We start from the raw sequence: 20,852 nt of genomic DNA, 5'->3' as shown, positions 1-20,852 counted from the left end.
GCAAGCCGGACTGAACTGGATTGCACTCACGAATGCGAATGAACCGCGGTTTCTATACCATCATGACAGCGCAGTTTTTTTCGTCGCTGGCGGATAATGCGCTGTTGATCGCTGCCATCGCGGTCCTGACGCAAATGAATTCCCCGCAGTGGATGACGCCATTGCTGAAGTTGTTCTTCGGAATGTCGTACGTTCTGCTGGCGGCGTTCGTGGGCGCCTTCGCCGATGCGCTGCCGAAGGGCCGCGTCATGTTCATTACCAATCTGATCAAGATCTTCGGCTGCAGCCTGATGTTCGTCAACGTCCATCCGCTGCTGGCCTATGCCATCGTCGGCCTCGGCGCCGCCGCCTACTCGCCGGCCAAATACGGCATCCTGACCGAATTGCTGCCGGCCGAAAAACTGGTCGCGGCCAACGGCTGGATCGAGGGACTGACCGTCGCATCCATCATTCTCGGCACCGTGCTGGGCGGCGCCCTGGTCAATCCCCATATTTCCGCGACGCTGCTCAGTTTCGACATGCCGATGCTCGATACCGGTGTCAACACTCCAATTGAGGCTGCCCTGTGCGTGATTGGCGGGATCTATCTGCTGGCAGCCGTCTTCAATCTACGCATTCCCGACACCGGTGCGCGCTACGCCAATCAAAAACACAATCCGATTCGCCTGATTACCGATTTTGGCCGTTGCTACGCCATGCTGTGGCGCGACAAGCTCGGCCAGATTTCGCTCGGCGTGACCACGTTGTTCTGGGGCGCGGCCGCGACCCTGCAATTCATCGTCCTGAAGTGGGCCGAGAAATCCTTGCACATGCCACTCGATCGCGCCGCCATCCTGCAAGGCGTGGTCGCGGTCGGGGTCGCCATCGGCGCCGTTGCCGCAGCGCGCTTCGTGCCGCTGCGCAAATCGCTGAGCGTCATGCCGCTGGGCGTGCTGATGGGCCTGGTGGTGATATCGATGACCATCGTGCACTCGACCTGGGTGGCCTACCCGCTGCTGATTCTGGTGGGCGCGCTGTCGGGCTATTTCGTGGTGCCGATGAACGCGTTGCTGCAGCATCGCGGCCATGTGCTGATGAGTGCGGGGCATTCCATCGCGGTGCAGAACTTCAATGAAAACCTGTCGGTGCTCGGCATGCTGGTGCTGTATGCCTTCATGGTGAAACTGAATCTGGATGTCAATATCGTCATCGTCATGTTCGGCCTGTTCGTCTCCAGCATGATGCTGGTCGTGATGCGACGCCATCGCAACAACCAGCGCGAATTCGATTCGCTGGCGCTGATCGGCGAACACAAGCACTAGAACGCCTGACAAAACGTGTCTGGCAAGGCGCCGCGCCGCAGACAGTACGCCTGTACGACAAGGCGCGGCAACGCAGCAAGGCGCGTTTTGTCAGGCGTTCTTAATCCGGGCGCGCCGCCGCCGCAATGAACGAGCGTTGCGCGCGCTGACCGGCCCGCTCACGCCAGTCATCCGGCACCACGAAGCCACGTGCGGTTTCCTGCGCCAGCCCGCCGTCCTGGCGCAGCAGCGCCACCACCACCGGCATCGAATCCACCGCAAAGTGCGCCTGCAGCGCCGCCCGCAGGCCGGCCTTGTCCAGCGTCTGCGCCAGCGTCACTTGCAGGGGCGCCAGCCAGGCCAGCCGCGTCAGCACGACAAAGCGGTCAGCCTCCAGCTGGCGCGCCTCCTCGAGCGCGCACCAGAAGCCGCGACAGTGGTCCGGCATCAACCCGAGGCGCGCTGCCGGCTGGTCGTCGCCGTGATAAAACAGCCAGCCCTTGATCAATGCCTGCGCCCGCGCAATCGGTTCCGGCAAATGTACCTGTGCCGACGCGTGCAGCCCGAGCGCCAGTTGACGATCGAGGATCTTGGACATCTTCAGGCCCAGAGTATCGGCCAGGTTCGGGCCGACGAAGTAATCGCTGTCGCGACTGCCTTCCAGCAGATACAGCTTGGTCGCCAACTCCCAGTGGACCAGCGCTTCGCCGTCACGCAACAGATAGTCGAATTCGCCCACCGTTTCATTTTTGTCGGTGCGCACCTGCACCCCGTGCGCGACCAGCGTGCCGTGCTGCTGAAAATGGAATGCCAGCAGTTTTTCCGCGTACCGTCCGAGTCGTTCGAACGGCCGCAGCGCCAGCGCGTCGAGCAGGATGGCGGGGTCGCGCTCCAGGCCGGCCAGCCATGCATCCACGTCGGGTGGCGGTATCAGGTGAGCGATCTTGCCGCGCCACTGCGCCGCAGCGGGGTCGAGCAGATCCGGCGACGTGATCAGCCAGGCCAGCGCACGCACATGCGGATTGTGCAAGTCGGACCAGCGCGCATGGAACTGCGTTTGAAAGGACTCAGATCCCAAGTTGTCCAACATCGCGAAATGCCGCATCGGCCAGGCACAGGTCACGCCATGACCTGGATTTGTCGAGCGGCTTACGCAGCAGGTAGGCAGGATGGTAGGTCACCACCAGCGGCACATTGCCATAGCGGTGGACCACACCGCGCAGTGCGCCGACCGGTGTCTTCGGGTCGGCATGCAACAACGCCAGTGCCGCGACCTTGCCCAGCGCGACCACGATCGCCGGCTTCAGCAGCGCGATCTGGCGATCCAGATAGGGGCGGCATGCTGCGCTTTCGTCCGGGCTGGGCGCGCGATCCTTGCCGTCGCTGTCGGTGGGACGGCACTTGACGACATTGGTGATGAAATTATTTTCGCCGCGTCGTTGCCGCATGGCCTGCAGCATGTTGTCGAGCAGCTTGCCGGCCGGGCCGACAAACGGCGTGCCCTGCTGGTCCTCGGCCCGACCCGGACCTTCACCGACGAACAGCCAGTGCGCCTTCGCGTCGCCACTGCCGAACACCGCCCGGGTGCGACTGCGGCACAGCCCGCAACGCGTGCAATTCGACACGGCGTCCTGCAACTGGGTCCAGCTCATGGCCGCGATTTCGGCATCGGAATGGTTTGGCGTGACGGCCAGTGCCACCGCAGGCTGCGCCGGCGCATCCCAGGCCGAGACCGCACTCGCTGGCGGCGGCACTGGTGTCGGCGGCGCTGGAGTCTGCCGAGCTGGTGTCGGCGGCGCTGCCGCAACGGGCAACTCCTGATGCGCTACCGGGACGGCGGCAACTGCTGCCTCCAGTGCCGGACGGGTGCGGCGCAGCCACACCGGGCCGATGCCGAGTTCCTGCAGTACTGCTGCGCGCCGTTCGTTCATAGCGAAAAACGCATCACGATGGCGTCCTCGCGCTGGCCGGCGGCGGCCGGGTAATACTTCTTGCGCACGCCAATCCGGATGAAACCAAAGCGTTCATAGACCGCCAGTGCACGCCGGTTGGTGGGCCGCACTTCGAGCAGCACCGAACTGAGGATGTTTTCATTGGCCACGTCGATGACTTTGGCCAGCAGATAACGACCGAGACCGTGGCCGTGCAGATCGCCGCGCACCGAGATATTGAGCAGATGGGCCTCGTCCACGCTCAGCATCAGCAGGAAGTAACCCAGCAGCGCACCGTCGGCGTCGCGCAGCACCCAGGTCTGGTAACCGCTTTTGAGCGAATCGAGAAAATTGCCGCGGGTCCAGGGATGCGGGTAGACGTCGTCTTCAATCGCCATCACGGCCGGCAAATCCGCGACTTCCATCACGGCGAAATGCAGCGGCAACGCAAACTCGGGCGGCAGCTGGATGACAGCGCTCACGCCGCCACCTGTTGGCTTTTCAGCAGGCGCTCGGCGGTGGTCAGGGCAACCTGGTTGCGCAGATACAGCGGCTGCGCATCGCGCGCGGCGACCTGCAGTCCGGCCGCCAGCGCAGTCCGCGCCAGCAGCGCCACCTGGGCCGCATGCGGCATCAGGTCGGCGCGCGCACCCTGGCTGAATCCGGCCTCGGCAAACTGCGCGGCACAGGCCGTCAGGCCATTGCCGCAGGCGGTGACTGTGCCGCTGGGTTGCACCGCCTCGGGCGCTGAAAGACGCGGCGCCAGCACCACCTGCAGGGCCGGACTGAACTGGTATTGCGCCCAGTAGACTTCGCCCATGCGCGCATCCAGCACGGCCAGCACTGCAGGTGCGCCGGTGGCGTCATGACAGGCTTGCGCCATCGCTTCGAGCGTGCTGATCGCTACTACCGGACGATCGGCGCCGAACGCCAGGCCCTGCGCCACGCCGCACGCCGTGCGCACGCCGGTGAATGAGCCGGGACCGGCGCCAAAGGCGATCGCGTCGCACTGCGCCAGCGTCAGGTTGGCATCGGCCAGCAGTTGCGCCACCATCGGCAGCAGGGTTTGGGAATGGGTTTGCGCGCCGGCGGCCTGCAGGCTTTGCAGGACATCGCCGTGCAGCAGGGCGACTGAGGCAATGTCAGACGATGTTTCGAGGGAGAGAATGATCGGCATGGCGGCATTTTACCGCGCAGGTCTTTTATTTCGCAGTATTCCGTCAAATCTTCTGCGCTGCACAAAGATGGTTTACGATGACGCCTGCGCCACTTCGCCTCCAGCTCCATGCCCGTCCTGACACTTTCCAGCGAGACCCTGCCCACGTTGCGCGACTGGCTGCGCAGCGACACGCTGCTGGTGGCCTGTTTGTGCGCCGGCTGGTGCGACGCCTGCCGCGATTACCGCACTACTTTCGAGGCGCTCGCGGCACGCCATCCCGAGCAGCATTTCCTGTGGATCGACATTGAAGACCAGGCCGACCTGCTGGGTGATTTCGATGTCGAGAATTTTCCCACACTGCTGGTACAGCGCGGTGCGCAGGTGGCTTTTTTTGGCACCGTCGTACCGGCCCTGGCAGTGGCCGACCGGCTGCTGCAGTCACTCGTGAACAAGTCACTGGACGAACTCGCCGCCGACACCGCCGCCAGCGCCGAACGCCAGCGCTGGCGTGACCACAAGCATCTGGCCGCGCGGCTGGCGGCCGGTTGACATCGTCCGGATGCGCGGCGCTTATTTCGCCGTGACCGTCACCGGCACCACCAGCTTGGCGCTCAATCCGGCGGAATCCGTCACCACTACCGTCAAGTTGTAAACACCGACCACCGGGCTGGGCCAGTTTGCCGTCAGGGTCAGTCCGTTGATGGAAAAGCCCATGCCCAACGGCACGCCGGAAATCGAAATCGACAGGGAGGTTGCGCCCGGATCGGTAATGGTGACGGCCCCGCTCAACGCCTTGCCGGCCACGCCAGTCATCGGCGCTGCGCTGATGACCGGACCGGCGGCGGCGATCTTCAGTGTCAGCACGCCCTGCCCGCTCAAACCGGTCTTGCCATCCTTCGCCACCACCGTCACCGCATAATTTCCCAGCACCGGGTTGGCCCACACCAGAACGCCGTTGCTGCCAATGCTCATGCCAACGGGCGCACCGACCAGGCTGAAGCTGACCGCGTTCGGCGCCACCACGCCGACTGCATACGACAATGCCGTGCCCGGCTTGCCGGTGATGGTCGCGGCGCTCACCACCGGCGGCAATGGCGCGGCGATGGCGACGGTGATGATGCCTTGTCCGGTCAATCCGGTCTTGCTGTCACGGGCGCTCACCGTCACCTTGTAGGTGCCGGCCACTGGCGCCGGCCAGCTCACGCCGCCGGTGGTACTGATCGTCATGCCGGCGGGTGCGCCGCTCAAGGCATAGGTGACGGGATTGACTGCCGTGACCGCCACCTGGAAGCCCAGCGCCGTGCCCACATTGCCGCTGACCGCGGCTGCTGCAATCTGCGGTGGCGCTGGCGCCGAAATTGTCACGGTATAGGTAGCCTGCCCGCTCAAGCCTGACTTGCTGTCCTTGGCAATCACACCAACCGGGTAGGTACCGACGATCGGCGCGGCCCAGTTGACGATGCCGGTAGCGCCGATGCTCATGCCGGCCGGCGCGCCGCTGAGCAGATACGTGAGCGGATTCGGCCCGCTGGCCGATACCGTGAACGCCAGCGGCACACCCGCGGTGCCGGCAATCCCGGCCGCCGTCACGACCGGCGGTGGCGCGGCAGCCGTTACGCCGGACAGCACGCTGATCAGGCTGTTGACATTCGGCGTACCGAGTCCGGACAGCGTGTCGTAGCCCAGCTTCGCGCTGCAGCCGGCGCAGCTGCCGTCCGAGCCCTTGATGATATCGGCGAAGGCGCTGGCGTAATTACCCGGCACCGCACCAATCTGGCCATACAACACGGCATGCGGCGCGCCCAGCGCCGGCCTGGCGGCCTGCGCGCGGGTGGCATTTGCCACCGCGATCAAACCTGCCCATTGTGGCGTCGACAGACTGGTACCGCCGGCGCTGACCCAGCTCACCGCAGCACTGCCCTGGCCCTGCACGGCGACATATTGACCGGTACTCGGGTCGGCATTGAAGGCCACATCGGCCACGCTGCGACGCGCGACTGTGCCCAGGCCGGGCACGGCGTTGGTCTGGTATGCCGGCGTCGGCACGTAAGCACTGATGCCACCACCGGTGCCGGACCAGCCCACTTCGCTGCGCGCACCACTGCCGGAATACGTCAGCGAGGTGCCGCCGACGGCGACCACGTTCGGCGACACTGCCGGCCACGATACTGCCGCGCCGGAGTCGCCGGTGGCGGCCAGATAGGTCATGCCGGCGGCAGTAAAGGCGCTGTCGACCGAGGCCGTCCAGCTGCCTTCGTTGGCGCCGAAACTCATCGACACCACGCCGGGGCCCATGGCGTTGGCCAGCTTGATCGCGCCCAGCAAACTGTTCAACGACGCATCGGCAGCCTCGATCAGAATGATCCGCGCCAGTGGCGCAGTGGCATGGGCCCATTGGACGTCCAGCGTGATCTCGGTGGCCCAACCCGCATCGACCGCGGGTGGCGTACTGCTGCGCACGCCGCTGGCATTGGTGTACACCACGGCCAGCTCGCAACCGGTGGTACCGGCGGCGGCCAGCGGCAAGACGGTAGACGGCGTGATGAGTTTGCTGCTGCAGGCTGGCAGCCCGAATTTCTGATTGAACGCCGCCAGTTCGGCCAGCAGGTTCGCGTCATGCATCGCATCGACGATATAGATGGTCTGACCGGCGCCCAGCTGCGCTGCCTGTGCCGCACTCAATGCCTGGCCCGGAGCCGGCAACGCGGTCATGCCATACGCGGCGCGAATCTGCGCCGGCGTGTAAGTCGATACCAGCGTGGTGCCGGCCATTGGCGTGATCGCCTCGTCGGCGTTCAACGTCAGGTCTGCGTCCGGCGTGCGCGCACCGGCACGCCGCAGCATGTCCACGGTCAGGCGACGGTTCGACAACTGCGCCAGTTCGCCATCGACCAGGCGTCGGTGCACGTGGCGTGCGGCCCTGGCGCCATCGCTCTGCTCCGGCACAGCCAGCAGTGCCGGCGCCATGCGAAACGACGGTAGCGCCAGCATCGCAGCGGCGCTTTCCGGCAAGATCGCCGTATCCATCACGAACGTGGTTGTCGCATTGACCATCGGCGCCACGTCCTGGGACGGCGTCATGGTGGCGCTCGTTTCGCCACCGCCGCCGCAGGCACTGATCAGCGCGGCTGCGCACAGGCTGAGCGCATACGGCGCCGATTTGATTACAGTCGAAAGGATGGTCATGACAGCGTCGCCTCAACAAGGTGCGAGGGCGGCGCGGACAAGGTCGGACCGGTCAGTCCGGCAAAGCCGGAAACTGCAGCCACGACGTTGGCGGCCCCGCTGCCATGGCGCTGATGCGCGGTAGGCCGGAAGCTTTGCGTCGCTGCCTTTCGACAGGTTTGCCCTCTTGAAATCTCTGCGTGGGCAGAGGTCGTATGCCGGAGTCTAAATAGTTCCCGCAGGAAAGTAAATTGCCTGCTCGGCGTCGCGGCGACTCCACACCAAAAAGTTGCAATCGTTCACAGATTACTCATGCCAAACGCAACGGCAGGCTGCGCAAACGCTGGCCGGTGAGCTTGAACACGGCGTTGGCCACCGCTGGCGCAATCGGCGGAACCCCCGGCTCGCCAATCCCTTCCGGCGCTTCGGCGCTGGGGAGGATGATCGTTTCGACCAGCGGCGCCTGGTGCATGCGCAGGATCGGATAATCATGAAAATTGCTCTGCTCGATCTTGCCATCCTTGATCGTGATGGCGCCGAACAGTGCCGCGCTCAAGCCGAAGATCACGGCCGATTCCATCTGTTGCGCAATAATGTTCGGATTGACGGCAATACCGCAATCGACCGCGCAGATCACCTTGTGCACCCGGATTGCCTTGTCTTCGATCGAGACTTCGGCCACCTCGGCCACGATGCTGCCGAATGACTGATGCAGGGCGACTCCGTGCGCGCGCCCGCTTGCCGGCGTGCCGGCCTTGTCGATCGCGGCGTTCAGCACGGCCAGATGGCGCGGATGGTTTTTCAACAGATCGCGCCGGAACAGTACGGCATCCTTGCCCGCCGCCTGCGCCAGCTCGTCGATGAAGCTTTCCTTGAAAAAGGCATTGTGCGAGTGCCCCACCGAGCGCCAATAACCGATTGGCAACGCGGTTTCCGCAATCACATGGGCGATGCGCTGGTTGGGAAATTCGTACGGCATGTCGAACTCGCCTTCCGCCGTCGTCTTGTCGGGCCCGCCGCCGGGCAGGCCGAAGGTACGCGCAAGGAACTGCTGCGTCACCGAGCCGGACGCCGACTTGTTGTCCCAGGCGAGGACGTTTCCGGCCGCGTCCAGTGTCGCCGTAAAGCGCGCCAGCGCAGCGGGTCGAAATACGTCATGCGCAATGTCATCTTCGCGGGTCCAGATCAGCTGCACCGGTGCGCCTTTGGCCGCCAGTGCAATGGCCACTGCCTGCCGCACCATGTCGACTTCGAGACGCCGGCCGAAGCCGCCGCCGAGGTAAGTCACGTGCAGGCTGACATCGGCGTTGCCGACCCCGGCCACGCTGGCGGCCGCACCGACAGCAATACTCGGCACTTGCGTGGCGGCCCACAAGGTGACCTTGCCATTCCTGACCTGCGCAGTGCAATTGACCGGCTCCAGTGCTGCATGCGCGAGAAACGGCGCCTGGTACTGCGCCTTGATGGTCTTCCCGCCAGCGCTGCCGGCGCCGAGATCACCCGTGCTGTGATAGGTGAATCCGCTTTCGGTGTCGAGCCGCGTGGCCAGGTCCTTGAAGATGTCGGCGCTGTTGAGGGCCGCATGCGGGCCCGCCTCCCAGGTCACCGGCAACGCCTGCGCCGCCGCCCTGGCCTGCCAGAATGACCTGGCGATGACCGCGATGCCGGCGACGCCGCCGGCGGCCTTGGAAAAATCCGTCACGGCCAGCACGCCCGGCATCCCCAGGATTGCTGCCGCATCGAATTGTTTGACACTGCCGCCGATCGTCGGCGCCATCCGGACTGCCGCATACACCAGCCCGGGCGGGCGCACGTCGAGCCCGAACAGCGCACTGCCATCCACCTTGGCGGGACTGTCGCGGCGTGCCTGTGGCGTCCCGATCAGCTTGAATTGCCCGACGTTCTTGAGGCGGATTTCGCCCGGACTGCCGGTGGCCGCCGTGGCCGCCAACTCGCCATAGGTGGCGCGGCTGCCGTTGGCATGGCTGACCACACCGTCAGCGGTGCTGCACTCGGACGCGGGCACCTTCCACTGCCGCGCCGCCGCCGCCACCAGCAGTGCCCGCGCCGTCGCACCGGCCTCGCGCATCGGTCCCCACGCATCCTTGATGCTGGACGACCCGCCGGTGACCATGATGCCCAGCTCGCGCGCCGCCTTGGCAGTCAGCCATTGCGCGCTGCGCTTGACGACGCCGTGCTCATCCGGATGGAATGGCAGTGCGTCCGGCAGCATCGCAACGTTGCCATAGATCTTGTCGATCGGCGCCTGCATGATCTGCACGGTCGACAGCGCCACGTCGAGTTCTTCGGCCACCAGCATCGGCAGTGCCGTATGCACGCCCTGCCCCATTTCACTGCGCGGCATCGCCACCGTAACCGTGCCATCGCGGGCGATCTTGATCCAGCCGTTGAGCGCGATTTCACCCTCGAGCAGTGGCAACGGCCTGCTGCCGACGAGTCGCTGGCGCGGCGGCGCCAGCCCCCAGCCAATGGTCAGTGCGCCGGTGACGCCAAGCGCCACAAGAAGAAACTGGCGACGCGATGCACGCTTTGGTTCTGCGATCAGCATAGGGCTCCCGGCCTGATATTTTTGTGGCAATCATCGTAACCCGAAATGCGCGTTTCCGAGCGCCACGCAGACCAAAGGATTACGCTATCATCACAGCACTTTTCCAGGAGAATTCCATGACAATCTCGATGTACGCCGCCTCCGTGCCGGTCTTCAAACAAATGCTCAGCAGCCTCTCCGATGTGCTGGCCAAGGCCGAGGCGCACGCCACGGAAAAGAAGATCGACGCCAATGCCCTGCTGCAGGCCCGCCTGTTCCCGGACATGTTTGCATTGACGCGCCAGGTGCTGATCGCTGCCGATTTTGCCAAGGGCGCCTGCGCCCGGCTGGCCGGCGTCGAGGTACCGAAATACGACGATACCGAGCAAACCTTCGCCGAGCTGCAAGCGCGCATCGCCAAAACCCTGGCGTTCATCGACACGCTCGATGCAGCGCAAATCGATGGCAGCGAAGAACGCGACATCAGCACCAGCGCCGGCCCGAACAGCAAGAACTTCAAGGGCCTGACATATCTGCTCCATTACGCGCTGCCGCAGTTCTTTTTCCACGTCACCACCGCCTACGCGCTGCTGCGCCATAACGGCGTCGAGATCGGCAAACGTGACTTCATGGGCAAGGTCAAGACTGCCGAATAATTTTTCGACAATGTAAGTTTGCAGCACGACCAGCGACTGACGGACACCGGAAACCCTTCCGGCTGCTATCCGTCAGTCCATCAGAACCCATCCAGATGACAACAAATTTTCATGGCATGTGCATGAGCCTGCGCGCTTGCCGCCGCACGCTGGCATGCATGGCCGTTGCTGCATGCTCGCCAATGACGCCGGCCATCGCCGCCGCGCCCCAGGACTCCGGAATGGTGGCGGAGATCCCGCTGATTGCGGGCTGGTTCGAGGGCCAGCCGGTGTACTACATCACCACCGATGTTTCCGACCCGGACGCAGCACGCCAGGCTGGCGCCAACTACGTGCCGAAACTGGCCAATGCCCTGCCCGCCGAACCGAAAACACCGGGCCAGCGCGTTGCCACCGATCGGATTTACGGCTTCACGAATTTCAAACAAGGCAGTGTGTTGCCATCGCGCCCCATGCCGATTGGCGCGAGCAACACCGATCAAAATTATTCTCCGTTGTGGCAAGTCCATAAGGTAAGCTGGCTCGCTGGCAAAACCCCCAGGGTGTTGCGCTCCGAAGAGGAAGTGCTGCAAGCCCAGGAACAAGGCGAGGTAACGATTTCAGCGACCGGCATTGTCGCCAATTGCCCTGTCGTTTCATCGACCCCGGGCGGGCCACTGCCGCATGTGCGACTCAAAAACTTGAAGTGAAGCAGGGAGCTTTCGATGATATTTGGCAATTTGAAAATCGGCGTGCGCCTGGCCGCCGGCTTCGGCGTCATGATGGTGTTGATGCTGGCAATTTTGCTGGTGAGCGTCAGCCGCTTCCTTTCTTTTTCGGCAGATAACAAACAGATCATCGAGCAGGACTGGGTCATGGCCGGCGCCGCCACCGCCATCGATACCGCCGCCCGCGACGACGTGCGCCGCACCCTGGCGCTGTTCATCAGCGACCGCGACCAGCGCGCCATCAGTTACGCCCGCATCGACAGCAACAAGAAGGCGATTGACGCCGCCCTCGCCAGCCTCGAAAAACTGGTTACCGGCGCGCAGGAGAAAGACCTGATCAAGGAAATCCAGGCCGCCCGCGCCAGCTACTCGGTGTCGTTCCTGAAGGTGGCCGATCTGGTCGAAGAAGACCGCCGCGATGATGCGGCCAGGATGATGAACACCGAAACCTTTCCGTCGCTCGACCGCCTGCTCGACAAAATTCATGCGCTGGTCGGTCTGCAGACCAAACAGGTCGAAGTCAGCGGCGCACGCAGCCAGCAGGAGATTGCCGCATCGCTGCGCATGACCATCATTCTCGGAATCGTTGCGCTGCTGGCGGGGATTGGCTGCGCCTTCGGTATCACGCGCTCGATCACCGGGCCGCTGATCCAGGCCGTCGGCATTGCCCGTCGCGTGGCAGCGGGCGATCTGACCACCACCATTCGTACCACCTCCGGCGATGAAACCGGCCAGTTGCTCGATGCCTTGCGCGACATGAACGACAGTCTGACAAAGATCGTCAGCGACGTGCGCCACGGCACCGATACCGTCGCCAGCGCCGCGCATGACATCGCCGACGGCAACCGTGAGCTCTCCAGCCGCGCCGACGAGCAAACCCAGTCGCTGAATGCCACTGCCAATTCAATGCGCGAGCTGACGATCACGGTTGAACAGAACGCCGACAATGCCTTGCAGGCCAAGGCGCTGGTTGCCAGTGCCTCGGGCGTGGCGCTGCGCGGCGGCGAAGCCGTGCAGCAAGTGGTTCTGACAATGAGCTCCATCAAGGATAGTTCGCACAAGATCGTCGACATCATTGGCGTTATCGACAGCATTGCATTTCAAACCAATATCCTCGCCCTGAACGCGGCTGTCGAAGCAGCCCGCGCCGGGGAACAAGGTCGCGGATTTGCCGTGGTCGCCACCGAGGTGCGCAATCTGGCACAGCGCTCGGCCAGCGCCGCGCGCGAAATCAAAACGCTGATCGGTGATTCCGTCGACAAGGTCAACGCCGGCAACAGCCTGGTCAACCAGGCCGGGCAAACCATGGAAGAAATCGTCGCGTCGGTCGGCAAGGTCACCGACATCATGAGTGAAATCACCGCCGTCAGCGCGCAACAGAACAGCGGCATCGCGCGCGTCAACGCAGCGCTTGGCCAGATGAATGCCGTCACGCACGAAAACACGATGCTGATCGACCAGGCCGCCGCTGCCGCACAAAGCACCCAGCAACAGGCGGCGGTATTGGCCGAGGCGCAGCAGGTGTTCCAGCTGGCCGACAGCCGCAACGAACCGGGTGCACCCGCACGACATGACACGCTGGCCCTGACGGCGGCCTGACGGCGCGCGTTCGGAACGCGGCTATCGCCCCGGCATTGCGGTCGATGGTGCGGGCGATGTGTCCGCATTCCAACTCTGGCAAGGACGCAACAGCGATTGTGTCGCGGAAAAGTTGAATTCCATCCATATCTGCCACAAGCTGTCGGATAATGTCCCATCACTTTCTTCAAGAGCACAACCATGGCAGGCGGTCGACACGCAGCAAACCCATTTGGCATCACGACCGTTGTCGTGATCGTGGTTGGCATTGCTTACGGTGTGCTGCGATTTGGCTTGATCCCCTTTTTCCCGGCGCTTGGCGACGATGCGGTGGGCGCGATGGCGACCACGTTGCTGGTGCTGTGGCTGGGCAGCATTCTGTTGTGGGTCGCCCAACTGGCGCGCCGCACCCTGTTCCGGCCGGCCAAAAGCGTGCAGCGCAAGTCCCGTGCGACCACCGTCATGCGCAGCAGCATGCGCAACAGCACCATGCAATCGCAGTGGCAGAACGCCGATCCGCTCAATACCTGGGCCGATACCAATCACGATACGCGCGAGCGCCGCAGCGGGATGCACAGCCCCGGCGTCATCCGCTCCGGTCATTCGTTCGCGCACACCAACGCCATTCCCACGCAATCGCGCCAACTTGCGCCGGACCCGGCAATGCGGCATCCGGCAGCGCCTGTCTGCTGGACACTCGATCTGCTGCAGGAACTGGAATGGTGCCGGTTTGAAGAAGTCTGTGTCGGCTTTCTGCGCATGCTGGGCATGGATGCGGTAGCCACCAACGCCGGACCGGCCAGCGATGCCAACCTGAGCATCCGGCAATCGGCGAGCGCGGCGCCGCACGCCGTTGGCCGGACCCGAGCCGGCGTGATCACCGTTGAGGTCGAGCGGGTGCGGGCACTGTATGCGGTACTTGTGCATGACCAGCTGAAACAGGCTTTCTTTCTGACGTCCGCCAGTTTCAGCGCCCAGGCCAGCGCCGCCGGACGCGGCGTCGGCATGATCCTGATGGACGGGCCGACCATGCTCAAGCGGATTCAGGCGCTGGCGCCGCAGCAGCAGGAGGCGCTGCTTGAGACGGCCGTGCGTGGCGACTTCCGCAGCCCGACCTGTCCTGCGTGTCGGCGCAGGATGGTTTTGCGCAGCGGTGACTTCAAATCCTTCTGGCGTTGCACAGGTTATCCGGAGTGCAAGGAAAGAATGGCTGTCAGCGGGGACGGCACTACGCTATCCTGCTGCGCTTTTCCCTTTTGACGTGATGGCCGACGCATGAGCAATACCTTCTTTCAGGCTTTCATCCTGCTGTTCCTTGTGACTGACCCGTTTGGCAATGTCCCCTTGTTTGTCAGCGCCCTGCGCAACGTGCCGCGCGAACGCCGCTGGATCGTCGTGGTGCGCGAATGCCTGATTGCGTTCGTGCTGCTGTTACTGTTCATGTTCTTCGGCCGGCATTTTCTGACCGCGCTGCAGCTGTCGGAAAATGCACTGCGCATTGGCGGCGGCGTGATCCTGTTCCTGATCGCGCTGCGCATGGTGTTCCCGCAACCGGGCGGCGTGTTTGGCGATACCGATACCAATCACGAACCCTTCATCGTGCCGCTGGCGATTCCAGCGCTGGCCGGTCCCTCGGCACTGGCAACCGTGCTGCTGTTTTCCTCCGACAGCAACACCGACGTGCTGTTGCATGTCGCCGCGCTGTCGGCCGTGGCGGTGGTCTGGCTGGCGGTGCTGCTGGGCGCCGAACGGATGCAACGGGTACTTGGTGAGCGCGCCATGATCGCGTTTGAGCGACTGATGGGACTGATCCTCACAGCGATGGCGGTCGAAATGCTGCTGGCGGGAATTCGCGCCTACGTGCGCTCGCTGTAAGCTAGACGAAGTCGGTGCGGTGGATCGCCGACAGGATCGCCTCCACCGCCGGGTGCTTGATCTTGCGCTCGTTCGAAATCGCGTAAAACTGTTCACGCACGCCGGTGAGCGATCCAACCGGCACCGCGCCGAACTGTGCGGCGACGTCGTTCGCCAGCGCGGAAGGCGCCGGAAATAATCCCAGCCCGCGCCATCCGAAGGTATTGAGCAGCGCATTGTCATCGAACTCGCCGACCACATCGGCGCGAATCTCATTGGTCTCGAACCAGTGATCGATGCGTCCGCGAATGGCGTTGTTGCGTGTCGGCAGCAGCAACGGCGCACCGTTCAGACTGGCCGGAAAACCGCGCCGGTACTGGTCCGCCAATGCCGCCACACCGAACAGCATCAGCTCGCTCTCCCCCAGCAAATGGCTGAACACCCGCAGGACGGTGCCGGCATGCACCGGACGGTCGGTCAGCACCACGTCGAGCTTGTGCACTTTCAGTTCGCCCAGCAAGACTTCAAACCGATCTTCAAAACACACCAGCTTGACCCGCTGCGGCAGGGCCAATGCCGCGTCCAGCAGGCGCGAGGCGATCAGCTTGGGCAACGAATCCGAAATGCCGACGGTCAGCCGCATGGTCGGCTCGACATCCAGATCGGCCAGCGCCGCTTCCATTTGTTCGCCCAGCGCAAAAATCTGCTCGGCATAGCGCATTGCGATCCGGCCAGCTTCGGTCAACACCAGTCGCCGGCCTTGCGGTGCAAAGAGCGACTTGCCGATCGATTTTTCCAGCAGTGCGAGCTGCGTGCTGATGGTCTGGATCGCCACGCCCAGGCGTTCCGCAGCCCGTGTGATGCTGTCTTCCTTGGCCACGATCCAGAAGTAATACAGGTGCCGCAGGTTCAGTCCGGTATTTTTCATTGTTCTGCTTTTACGAAGTAATGATTCGATTATCTTCGCTTTTTATAAAAACGCAATCACCCTACACTCGGCCGGTCGGTTAACCATCTCCGTCGCCTGTTCAATTTTTTGAAGGAAAACGCCATGAACGATCGTCATTCTCTTTTCGGCAATTCTGCAAGGGATGCCGCGTCAATCAGCACCGTACTGGACAGCAATGCCCGCCGCGTGCTGCGCAATACCTACCTGTTGCTGTCGGCCTGCCTGACCTTCAGCGCCATCACTGCCGGCGCCACCGCCGCATTGGGCCTGCCCTCGCCCGGCATCATCATCACGCTGGTCGGCTACTTCGGCCTGCTGTTCGCAGTCACCAAATACCGCGACCAGGGGATGGGGGTTGGATTCCTGTTCGCCCTGACCGGCTTCATGGGATACACGCTCGGTCCGATCATCAGCCAGTACCTGAACATGCCCAACGGCGCCCAGACCGTGATGCTTGCCTTTGGTGGCACCGCATCGATTTTCGTGGCGCTGTCGGCCTACGCACTGACAACCAAGCGTGACCTGACCATGATGGGCGGGTTCCTTACCATCGGCATCCTGGTGGCGTTCCTGGCCTCGCTGGCTGGCTTGTTCCTGCAGATCCCGGCGCTGTCACTAACCGTGTCGGCAGTATTCGTCCTGTTGATGTCCGGGATGATTCTGTACGAGACCAACAATATCGTACGCGGCGGCGAAACCAATTACGTCATGGCGACGCTGAGCCTGTTCGTTTCGATCTTCAACCTGTTCACCAGCCTGTTGCAACTGCTGGGGTTCATGGGTCGTGACGACTAAGCCGCGCAACGACTGACAAGGATCTGATTCATGCTTGAACTTTTATCCGACCCGCAAATCTGGGCGGCGTTTGCCACACTGACCTTGCTCGAGCTGGTGCTGGGGATCGACAACATCATCTTCATTGCGATCCTGGTCGACAAGCTGCCGCCCGCCCGGCGCGAATGGGCGCGGCGGATGGGCTTGTTCCTGGCCATGTTCATGCGCATCGGTTTGCTGCTGGTGCTGTCGTGGGTGATCGGGCTGACCAAACCGATCCTGACACTGTTCGAGCATGGCGTGTCCGGACGTGACCTGATCCTGTTGTGCGGCGGCCTGTTCCTGCTCTGGAAAAGTATCGGCGAAATCCATCAGTCGATGGAAGGCACCGAGGGCGTCCAGAGCAGCAAGGTAGCGGCGACCATGCAGGCTGTAGTCCTGCAAATCATGCTGGTCGACATCGTGTTCTCGCTGGATTCGATCATTACCGCCGTCGGCATGGTCGACCAGGTCGCCGTGATGGTGGCCGCCGTGGTGGCGTCCGTGGCCATGATGATGTTTTTTGCCGGCCCGATCGGGCGCTTCATTTCGGCGCACCCGACCATCAAGATCCTCGCGCTCGCATTCCTGGTCGTGATTGCGGTGGTCCTGATCGCCGAAGGCTTCGGCCATCATGTGCCGCGTGCGTATATCTACAGCGCGATGGCATTTGCGGTAGTGGTTGAGCTGCTCAACATTCGCATGCGGCGCAAGGGCGACCAGCCCGTGCATCTGCATGCTTCCTACGCAGAAGAACCGGAGCGGCAGAAATCCTGAGATTCATCCGGGCCTAAAAAAAAGCGGCACATCGTCTTCACGATGTGCCGCTTTTTCATGCCTGCGAACGCAGGAGTTGTTGAATCAGATTTCTTCGTACAGCGGCAGCGTCAGAAATTCTGCAAACGATTCCGACGTCGACATCTCTTCGAAAATGGTCGCGGCCCGGTCGTAAGTGGCGCCGCTGCCGGCGATCTCCTTGACCTTCACCAGCTCTTCCGGAATCATCGCGCGCACCATCGCGGCGGTGACCTTGCGACCGTCCTCCAGCACGCCCTTGTCCGAACGGATCCATTGCCAGACCTGGCTGCGGCTGATCTCTGCCGTGGCAGCGTCTTCCATCAGATTGTGGATCGGTACGCAGCCATTGCCGGCCAGCCAGGCGCCGAGATAATGAATCCCGACGTTGATGTTGTAGCGCAGGCCGGCTTCGGTGATCGGCGTTTCCGGTTGAAAATTCAACAGATCAGCCGCGGTGACCACGACGTCGGGGCGCTGCTTGTCGATCTGGTTGGGTTTGTCGCCCAGCACCTTCTTGAATTCCGCCATCGCCAGTTCGACCAGACCCGGATGCGCCACCCAGCCGCCGTCGTAGCCGTCGGTCGCATCGCGCGCCTTGTCGGTGCGCACGCCGCCCATCGCGATGTCGTTCTTGGCCGGATCGTTCTTGATCGGAATCAGCGCGGCCATGCCGCCAATGGCCGGGGCGTTGCGCTTGTGGCAGGTCTGCAGCAACAGCAAGGCATACGAGCGCATGAACGGCGCCGTCATGGTGACCTTGGCGCGATCGGCAAGACAGAAGTCCTTGTCCAGCTTGAACTTCTTGATGCACGAGAAAATGTAGTCCCAACGGCCGGCATTCAAACCGGCGCTGTGCTCGCGCAGCTCATACAGGATTTCATCCATCTCGAATGCTGCAAGGATGGTTTCAATCAGCACGGTGGCCTTGATGGTGCCTTGTGGCAGGCCGAGTTCATTTTGCGTCATGACGAAGATGTCGTTCCACAGGCGCGCTTCCAGATGCGATTCCATTTTTGGCAAATAGAAGTACGGACCGGCGCCACGTGCCAGCAACTCTTTCGCGTTATGGAACATGAACAGGGCAAAATCAAACACACCGCCCGAGACGCGCTTGCCATCGACCAGCACATGCTTTTCGTCGAGGTGCCAGCCGCGCGGGCGCACCACCAGCGTGGCGACCTTGTCGTTGAGCCGATAGGTCTTGCCGTTCTGTTCCAGCGTGATGGTCTTGCGGATGGCATCCATCAGGTTGATCTGTCCGCTGATCTGGTTATCCCAGACCGGCGAATTCGAATCTTCGAAGTCGGTCATGTAGCTGTCCGCGCCGGAATTGAAGGCGTTGATCACCATCTTGCGTTCGACCGGTCCGGTAATCTCGACGCGTCGGCATTCCAGCGCCTTCGGGATCGGCGCAATCTTCCAGTCACCGCTGCGGATGTGGGCGGTGTCGGCCAGAAAATCGGGACGCTCGCCGGCGTCCAGACGCGCCGCCCGTTGTACCCGCAGTGCCAGCAATTCCTGACGGCGGGCTTCGAAGGAGCGGCTCAGTTTCGCAACCAGCGCCAATGCATCCGGGGTCAGGATCTGGGCATAGGCCGGCAGGATGGTGCCACTGATTTGCATGCCTTCTGGCAGGGAGAGTTGGGTCATGGTGTTTTCCTTGGTGGTATGAAAATGCGTTTGACGAAAATGAATCAGGAGGCCTGCTGCTGCTTGACCCAAGCCAGCAGGTCGGTCAGCGAAGCGCCGGTTGCCGTGGGTGTCACGCCGAGTTCTTCCAGTGGCGCCCCGGCACGGTTGACCCAGAATGTGGTGTAGCCAAACCAGCTGGCGCCGCAGACATCCCAGCAGTTGCTGGAAACGAACAGCAGATTCCTGGCCGGATGGCCGAAGACATCGGTGCCGAGCTGGTATGCCTCGGGGGCCGTCTTGAATTTCTTCACGCTGTCGACCGAGAGCAAATGGCTGAACAGGCTTTGCATGCCGGCGGCCTCGACTACGGTGTCAAGCATTTGTGGATTGCCGTTCGAGAGGATTGCCAGCTTCAGTCCCATGTTCTGCAATTGCGTGAGCACGTCGAGATTTTCCGGAAAGGGTTGCAGCTTCGCGTATTCGCCCATCAACGCGCTGCGTGCGTCGAGCGTCAGCTCAAGACCGAGCTTCCTGCAGCAGAACACCAGGGCATCCTGCGTGACTTCCCAGAACGGCTTGTACATCGAACACATGGTGCGCAGGCGCGTGTACTCGATCTGCTTGTCGCGCCAGTGCAGCGCCAGCTCGGCGCCGCGTCCGGGAAACAACTGGTCGGCCCGGGCGCCAATGGCGTACACATCGAACAGTGTTCCATAAGCGTCAAAGACAATGGCATGCAGGTTCATTACAACGACTCCAGACCGTGTAGCAGCGTGAGGCTCCAGTATATGCAAACAAAATTCGACTTAACCGGATGAAATATCATTTCATCTGTGTGTTTTAATATCAAATGAAAACCAACAGCAGACACCATGGATCAGTTCAAGCAAATTTCTACCTTTGTCGAGATCGTTGCGCGCGGCAGCCTGTCTGCCGCAGCGCGGGCCGAGGGCATTGCGCCGGCGATGATCGGGCGTCGGCTCGATGCGCTGGAAGAGCGCCTGGGCGTCAAGCTGGTCCAGCGCACCACCCGCAAGATCGCCCTGACTGCCGAGGGCACCAGCTTTCTGGAGGATTGCCAGCGCATCCTGAGCGACCTGCAACAGGCGGAGATGGCGGCGTCGGCCGGCAGCGCCCGCGCCAGCGGCCATTTAACCATCTCCGCGCCAGCCGGCTTTGGCCGGCAGCATGTCGCGCCGCTAATTCCCTCGTTCCTGGCCGAGCACCGCGATGTCCACGTGACGTTGAACCTGAACGATCGGCTGGCCGACCTGCTGACCGAGGGCATCGATGTCGCCATTCGCATCGCGGCGCTGAGTGATTCAAGCATGGTCGGGGTCAAACTGGCCGAGAACCAGCGCGTTGTGGTGGCGTCGCCTGCCTATCTGAAGCGGCATGGCACACCGCAGTCGCTCGACCAGCTCACCAGCCATAACTGCCTGGCGATCAGCAGCGATGGCAGCCAGCGCGGCTGGACGTTTCGCCAAAATGGGAAGAATGTGACGCTGAAGGTGGCCGGCAACATGGTGTGCAATGACGGCGAGGTGTTGCACGACTGGGCCGTCAGCGGCAAGGGTTTGGCGTGGCGCTCGATGTGGGAAGTCGGCAGTGAACTCGAAGCAGGACAACTGGTGACGGTGCTGGATCAGTTCGCCGCGCCTGGCAACGATATCTACGCCGTCTTCGTGCAACGCCGCCATTTGCCACTGCGCATTCGCGCCTTCATTGAGTTCCTGCGACATGCCTATGCACTGCCGGATTACTGGCGCAAGAACGATTGAA

General features: G+C 62.7%; 19 protein-coding genes and 1 riboswitch. Of the genes, 10 read left to right on the top strand and 9 right to left on the bottom strand.

Going from position 1 to position 20,852, the window contains the following annotated elements:
* Positions 1 to 38 precede the first annotated feature (38 nt).
* Positions 39 to 1,301 (top strand): lysophospholipid transporter LplT, encoded by a 1,263-nt coding sequence (lplT, locus tag RCH09_RS05830; protein WP_326940111.1) that lies wholly within the window; start codon positions 39 to 41, stop codon positions 1,299 to 1,301.
* Positions 1,302 to 1,401: 100 nt separating this feature from the next.
* On the opposite strand, the gene RCH09_RS05825 is transcribed toward lplT, so the two are convergent.
* From RCH09_RS05825 to tsaB, 4 genes are read right to left on the bottom strand one after another with little or no spacing between them, the layout of a single operon-like run.
* The gene (locus tag RCH09_RS05825) at positions 1,402 to 2,358 is read right to left on the bottom strand and encodes a DUF1853 family protein (protein ID WP_326940110.1); all 957 of its coding nucleotides are present in this window, start codon (positions 2,356 to 2,358) and stop codon (positions 1,402 to 1,404) included.
* Positions 2,348 to 3,211, bottom strand: a complete 864-nt coding sequence (locus RCH09_RS05820) for a uracil-DNA glycosylase (protein ID WP_326940109.1) — start codon at positions 3,209 to 3,211, stop codon at positions 2,348 to 2,350. Before RCH09_RS05820 ends, RCH09_RS05825 begins: the two co-directional genes overlap by 11 nt.
* On the bottom strand, positions 3,208 to 3,636 hold the full coding sequence (gene rimI, locus RCH09_RS05815; RefSeq protein WP_326940188.1) for a ribosomal protein S18-alanine N-acetyltransferase: 429 nt from the start codon (positions 3,634 to 3,636) through the stop codon (positions 3,208 to 3,210). Before rimI ends, RCH09_RS05820 begins: the two co-directional genes overlap by 4 nt.
* 53 nt (positions 3,637 to 3,689) lie before the next feature.
* The gene (gene tsaB, locus RCH09_RS05810; RefSeq protein WP_326940108.1) at positions 3,690 to 4,388 is read right to left on the bottom strand and encodes a tRNA (adenosine(37)-N6)-threonylcarbamoyltransferase complex dimerization subunit type 1 TsaB; all 699 of its coding nucleotides are present in this window, start codon (positions 4,386 to 4,388) and stop codon (positions 3,690 to 3,692) included.
* A gap of 108 nt (positions 4,389 to 4,496) precedes the next feature.
* Between tsaB and RCH09_RS05805 the strand changes: the two genes are divergently transcribed.
* Positions 4,497 to 4,919, top strand: coding sequence for a thioredoxin family protein (locus RCH09_RS05805; RefSeq protein ID WP_326940107.1), 423 nt, complete (start codon positions 4,497 to 4,499; stop codon positions 4,917 to 4,919).
* A gap of 21 nt (positions 4,920 to 4,940) precedes the next feature.
* Here the strand turns inward: RCH09_RS05805 and RCH09_RS05800 are convergent, their stop codons facing one another.
* Both RCH09_RS05800 and RCH09_RS05795 read right to left on the bottom strand, forming a co-directional pair.
* Positions 4,941 to 7,556: a S53 family peptidase gene (locus RCH09_RS05800; protein ID WP_326940106.1), complete on the bottom strand. Its 2,616-nt coding sequence runs from the start codon at positions 7,554 to 7,556 to the stop codon at positions 4,941 to 4,943.
* Between the two features lie 86 nt (positions 7,557 to 7,642).
* Positions 7,643 to 7,729, bottom strand: a riboswitch (cyclic di-GMP riboswitch).
* Between the two features lie 116 nt (positions 7,730 to 7,845).
* Complete coding sequence (locus RCH09_RS05795) at positions 7,846 to 10,104, bottom strand: xanthine dehydrogenase family protein molybdopterin-binding subunit (protein ID WP_326940105.1); 2,259 nt, start codon at positions 10,102 to 10,104, stop codon at positions 7,846 to 7,848.
* Positions 10,105 to 10,220: 116 nt separating this feature from the next.
* Between RCH09_RS05795 and RCH09_RS05790 the strand changes: the two genes are divergently transcribed.
* The 5 genes from RCH09_RS05790 (at position 10,221) to RCH09_RS05770 (ending at position 14,899) form a co-directional block, all read left to right on the top strand.
* The gene (locus RCH09_RS05790) at positions 10,221 to 10,739 is read left to right on the top strand and encodes a DUF1993 domain-containing protein (RefSeq protein WP_326940104.1); all 519 of its coding nucleotides are present in this window, start codon (positions 10,221 to 10,223) and stop codon (positions 10,737 to 10,739) included.
* 122 nt (positions 10,740 to 10,861) lie between these two features.
* On the top strand, positions 10,862 to 11,428 hold the full coding sequence (locus tag RCH09_RS05785; protein ID WP_326940103.1) for a DUF7482 domain-containing protein: 567 nt from the start codon (positions 10,862 to 10,864) through the stop codon (positions 11,426 to 11,428).
* A gap of 15 nt (positions 11,429 to 11,443) precedes the next feature.
* Positions 11,444 to 13,045 (top strand): methyl-accepting chemotaxis protein, encoded by a 1,602-nt coding sequence (locus tag RCH09_RS05780; protein ID WP_326940102.1) that lies wholly within the window; start codon positions 11,444 to 11,446, stop codon positions 13,043 to 13,045.
* A gap of 180 nt (positions 13,046 to 13,225) precedes the next feature.
* A complete protein-coding gene (locus RCH09_RS05775; protein ID WP_326940101.1) occupies positions 13,226 to 14,284 on the top strand; it encodes a restriction endonuclease in 1,059 nt (352 codons plus the stop codon).
* A gap of 15 nt (positions 14,285 to 14,299) precedes the next feature.
* Positions 14,300 to 14,899 (top strand): MarC family protein, encoded by a 600-nt coding sequence (locus RCH09_RS05770; RefSeq protein ID WP_326940100.1) that lies wholly within the window; start codon positions 14,300 to 14,302, stop codon positions 14,897 to 14,899.
* A gap of 1 nt (position 14,900) precedes the next feature.
* Here the strand turns inward: RCH09_RS05770 and nhaR are convergent, their stop codons facing one another.
* Positions 14,901 to 15,806 (bottom strand): transcriptional activator NhaR, encoded by a 906-nt coding sequence (nhaR, locus tag RCH09_RS05765; protein ID WP_326940099.1) that lies wholly within the window; start codon positions 15,804 to 15,806, stop codon positions 14,901 to 14,903.
* A gap of 123 nt (positions 15,807 to 15,929) precedes the next feature.
* Here nhaR and RCH09_RS05760 point away from each other — a divergent pair, with 123 nt between their 5' ends.
* Complete coding sequence (locus RCH09_RS05760) at positions 15,930 to 16,622, top strand: Bax inhibitor-1/YccA family protein (protein WP_326940097.1); 693 nt, start codon at positions 15,930 to 15,932, stop codon at positions 16,620 to 16,622.
* Between the two features lie 30 nt (positions 16,623 to 16,652).
* On the top strand, positions 16,653 to 17,417 hold the full coding sequence (locus RCH09_RS05755; protein ID WP_326940096.1) for a TerC family protein: 765 nt from the start codon (positions 16,653 to 16,655) through the stop codon (positions 17,415 to 17,417).
* 84 nt (positions 17,418 to 17,501) lie between these two features.
* Here RCH09_RS05755 and aceB read toward each other — a convergent pair whose 3' ends face one another.
* On the bottom strand, positions 17,502 to 19,088 hold the full coding sequence (gene aceB, locus RCH09_RS05750) for a malate synthase A (protein WP_326940095.1): 1,587 nt from the start codon (positions 19,086 to 19,088) through the stop codon (positions 17,502 to 17,504).
* A 44-nt stretch (positions 19,089 to 19,132) separates the two neighbouring features.
* Positions 19,133 to 19,816, bottom strand: coding sequence for a haloacid dehalogenase type II (locus RCH09_RS05745; protein WP_326940094.1), 684 nt, complete (start codon positions 19,814 to 19,816; stop codon positions 19,133 to 19,135).
* A 126-nt stretch (positions 19,817 to 19,942) separates the two neighbouring features.
* Here RCH09_RS05745 and RCH09_RS05740 point away from each other — a divergent pair, with 126 nt between their 5' ends.
* Positions 19,943 to 20,851 (top strand): LysR family transcriptional regulator, encoded by a 909-nt coding sequence (locus RCH09_RS05740; RefSeq protein WP_326940093.1) that lies wholly within the window; start codon positions 19,943 to 19,945, stop codon positions 20,849 to 20,851.
* Position 20,852 lies beyond the last annotated feature (1 nt).

Origin of the sequence: Actimicrobium sp. GrIS 1.19, assembly GCF_035984655.1 — a bacterium.
Classification (GTDB): Bacteria; Pseudomonadota; Gammaproteobacteria; order Burkholderiales; family Burkholderiaceae_D; genus Actimicrobium.
This window is presented reverse-complemented; position numbering and strand designations above follow the sequence as displayed.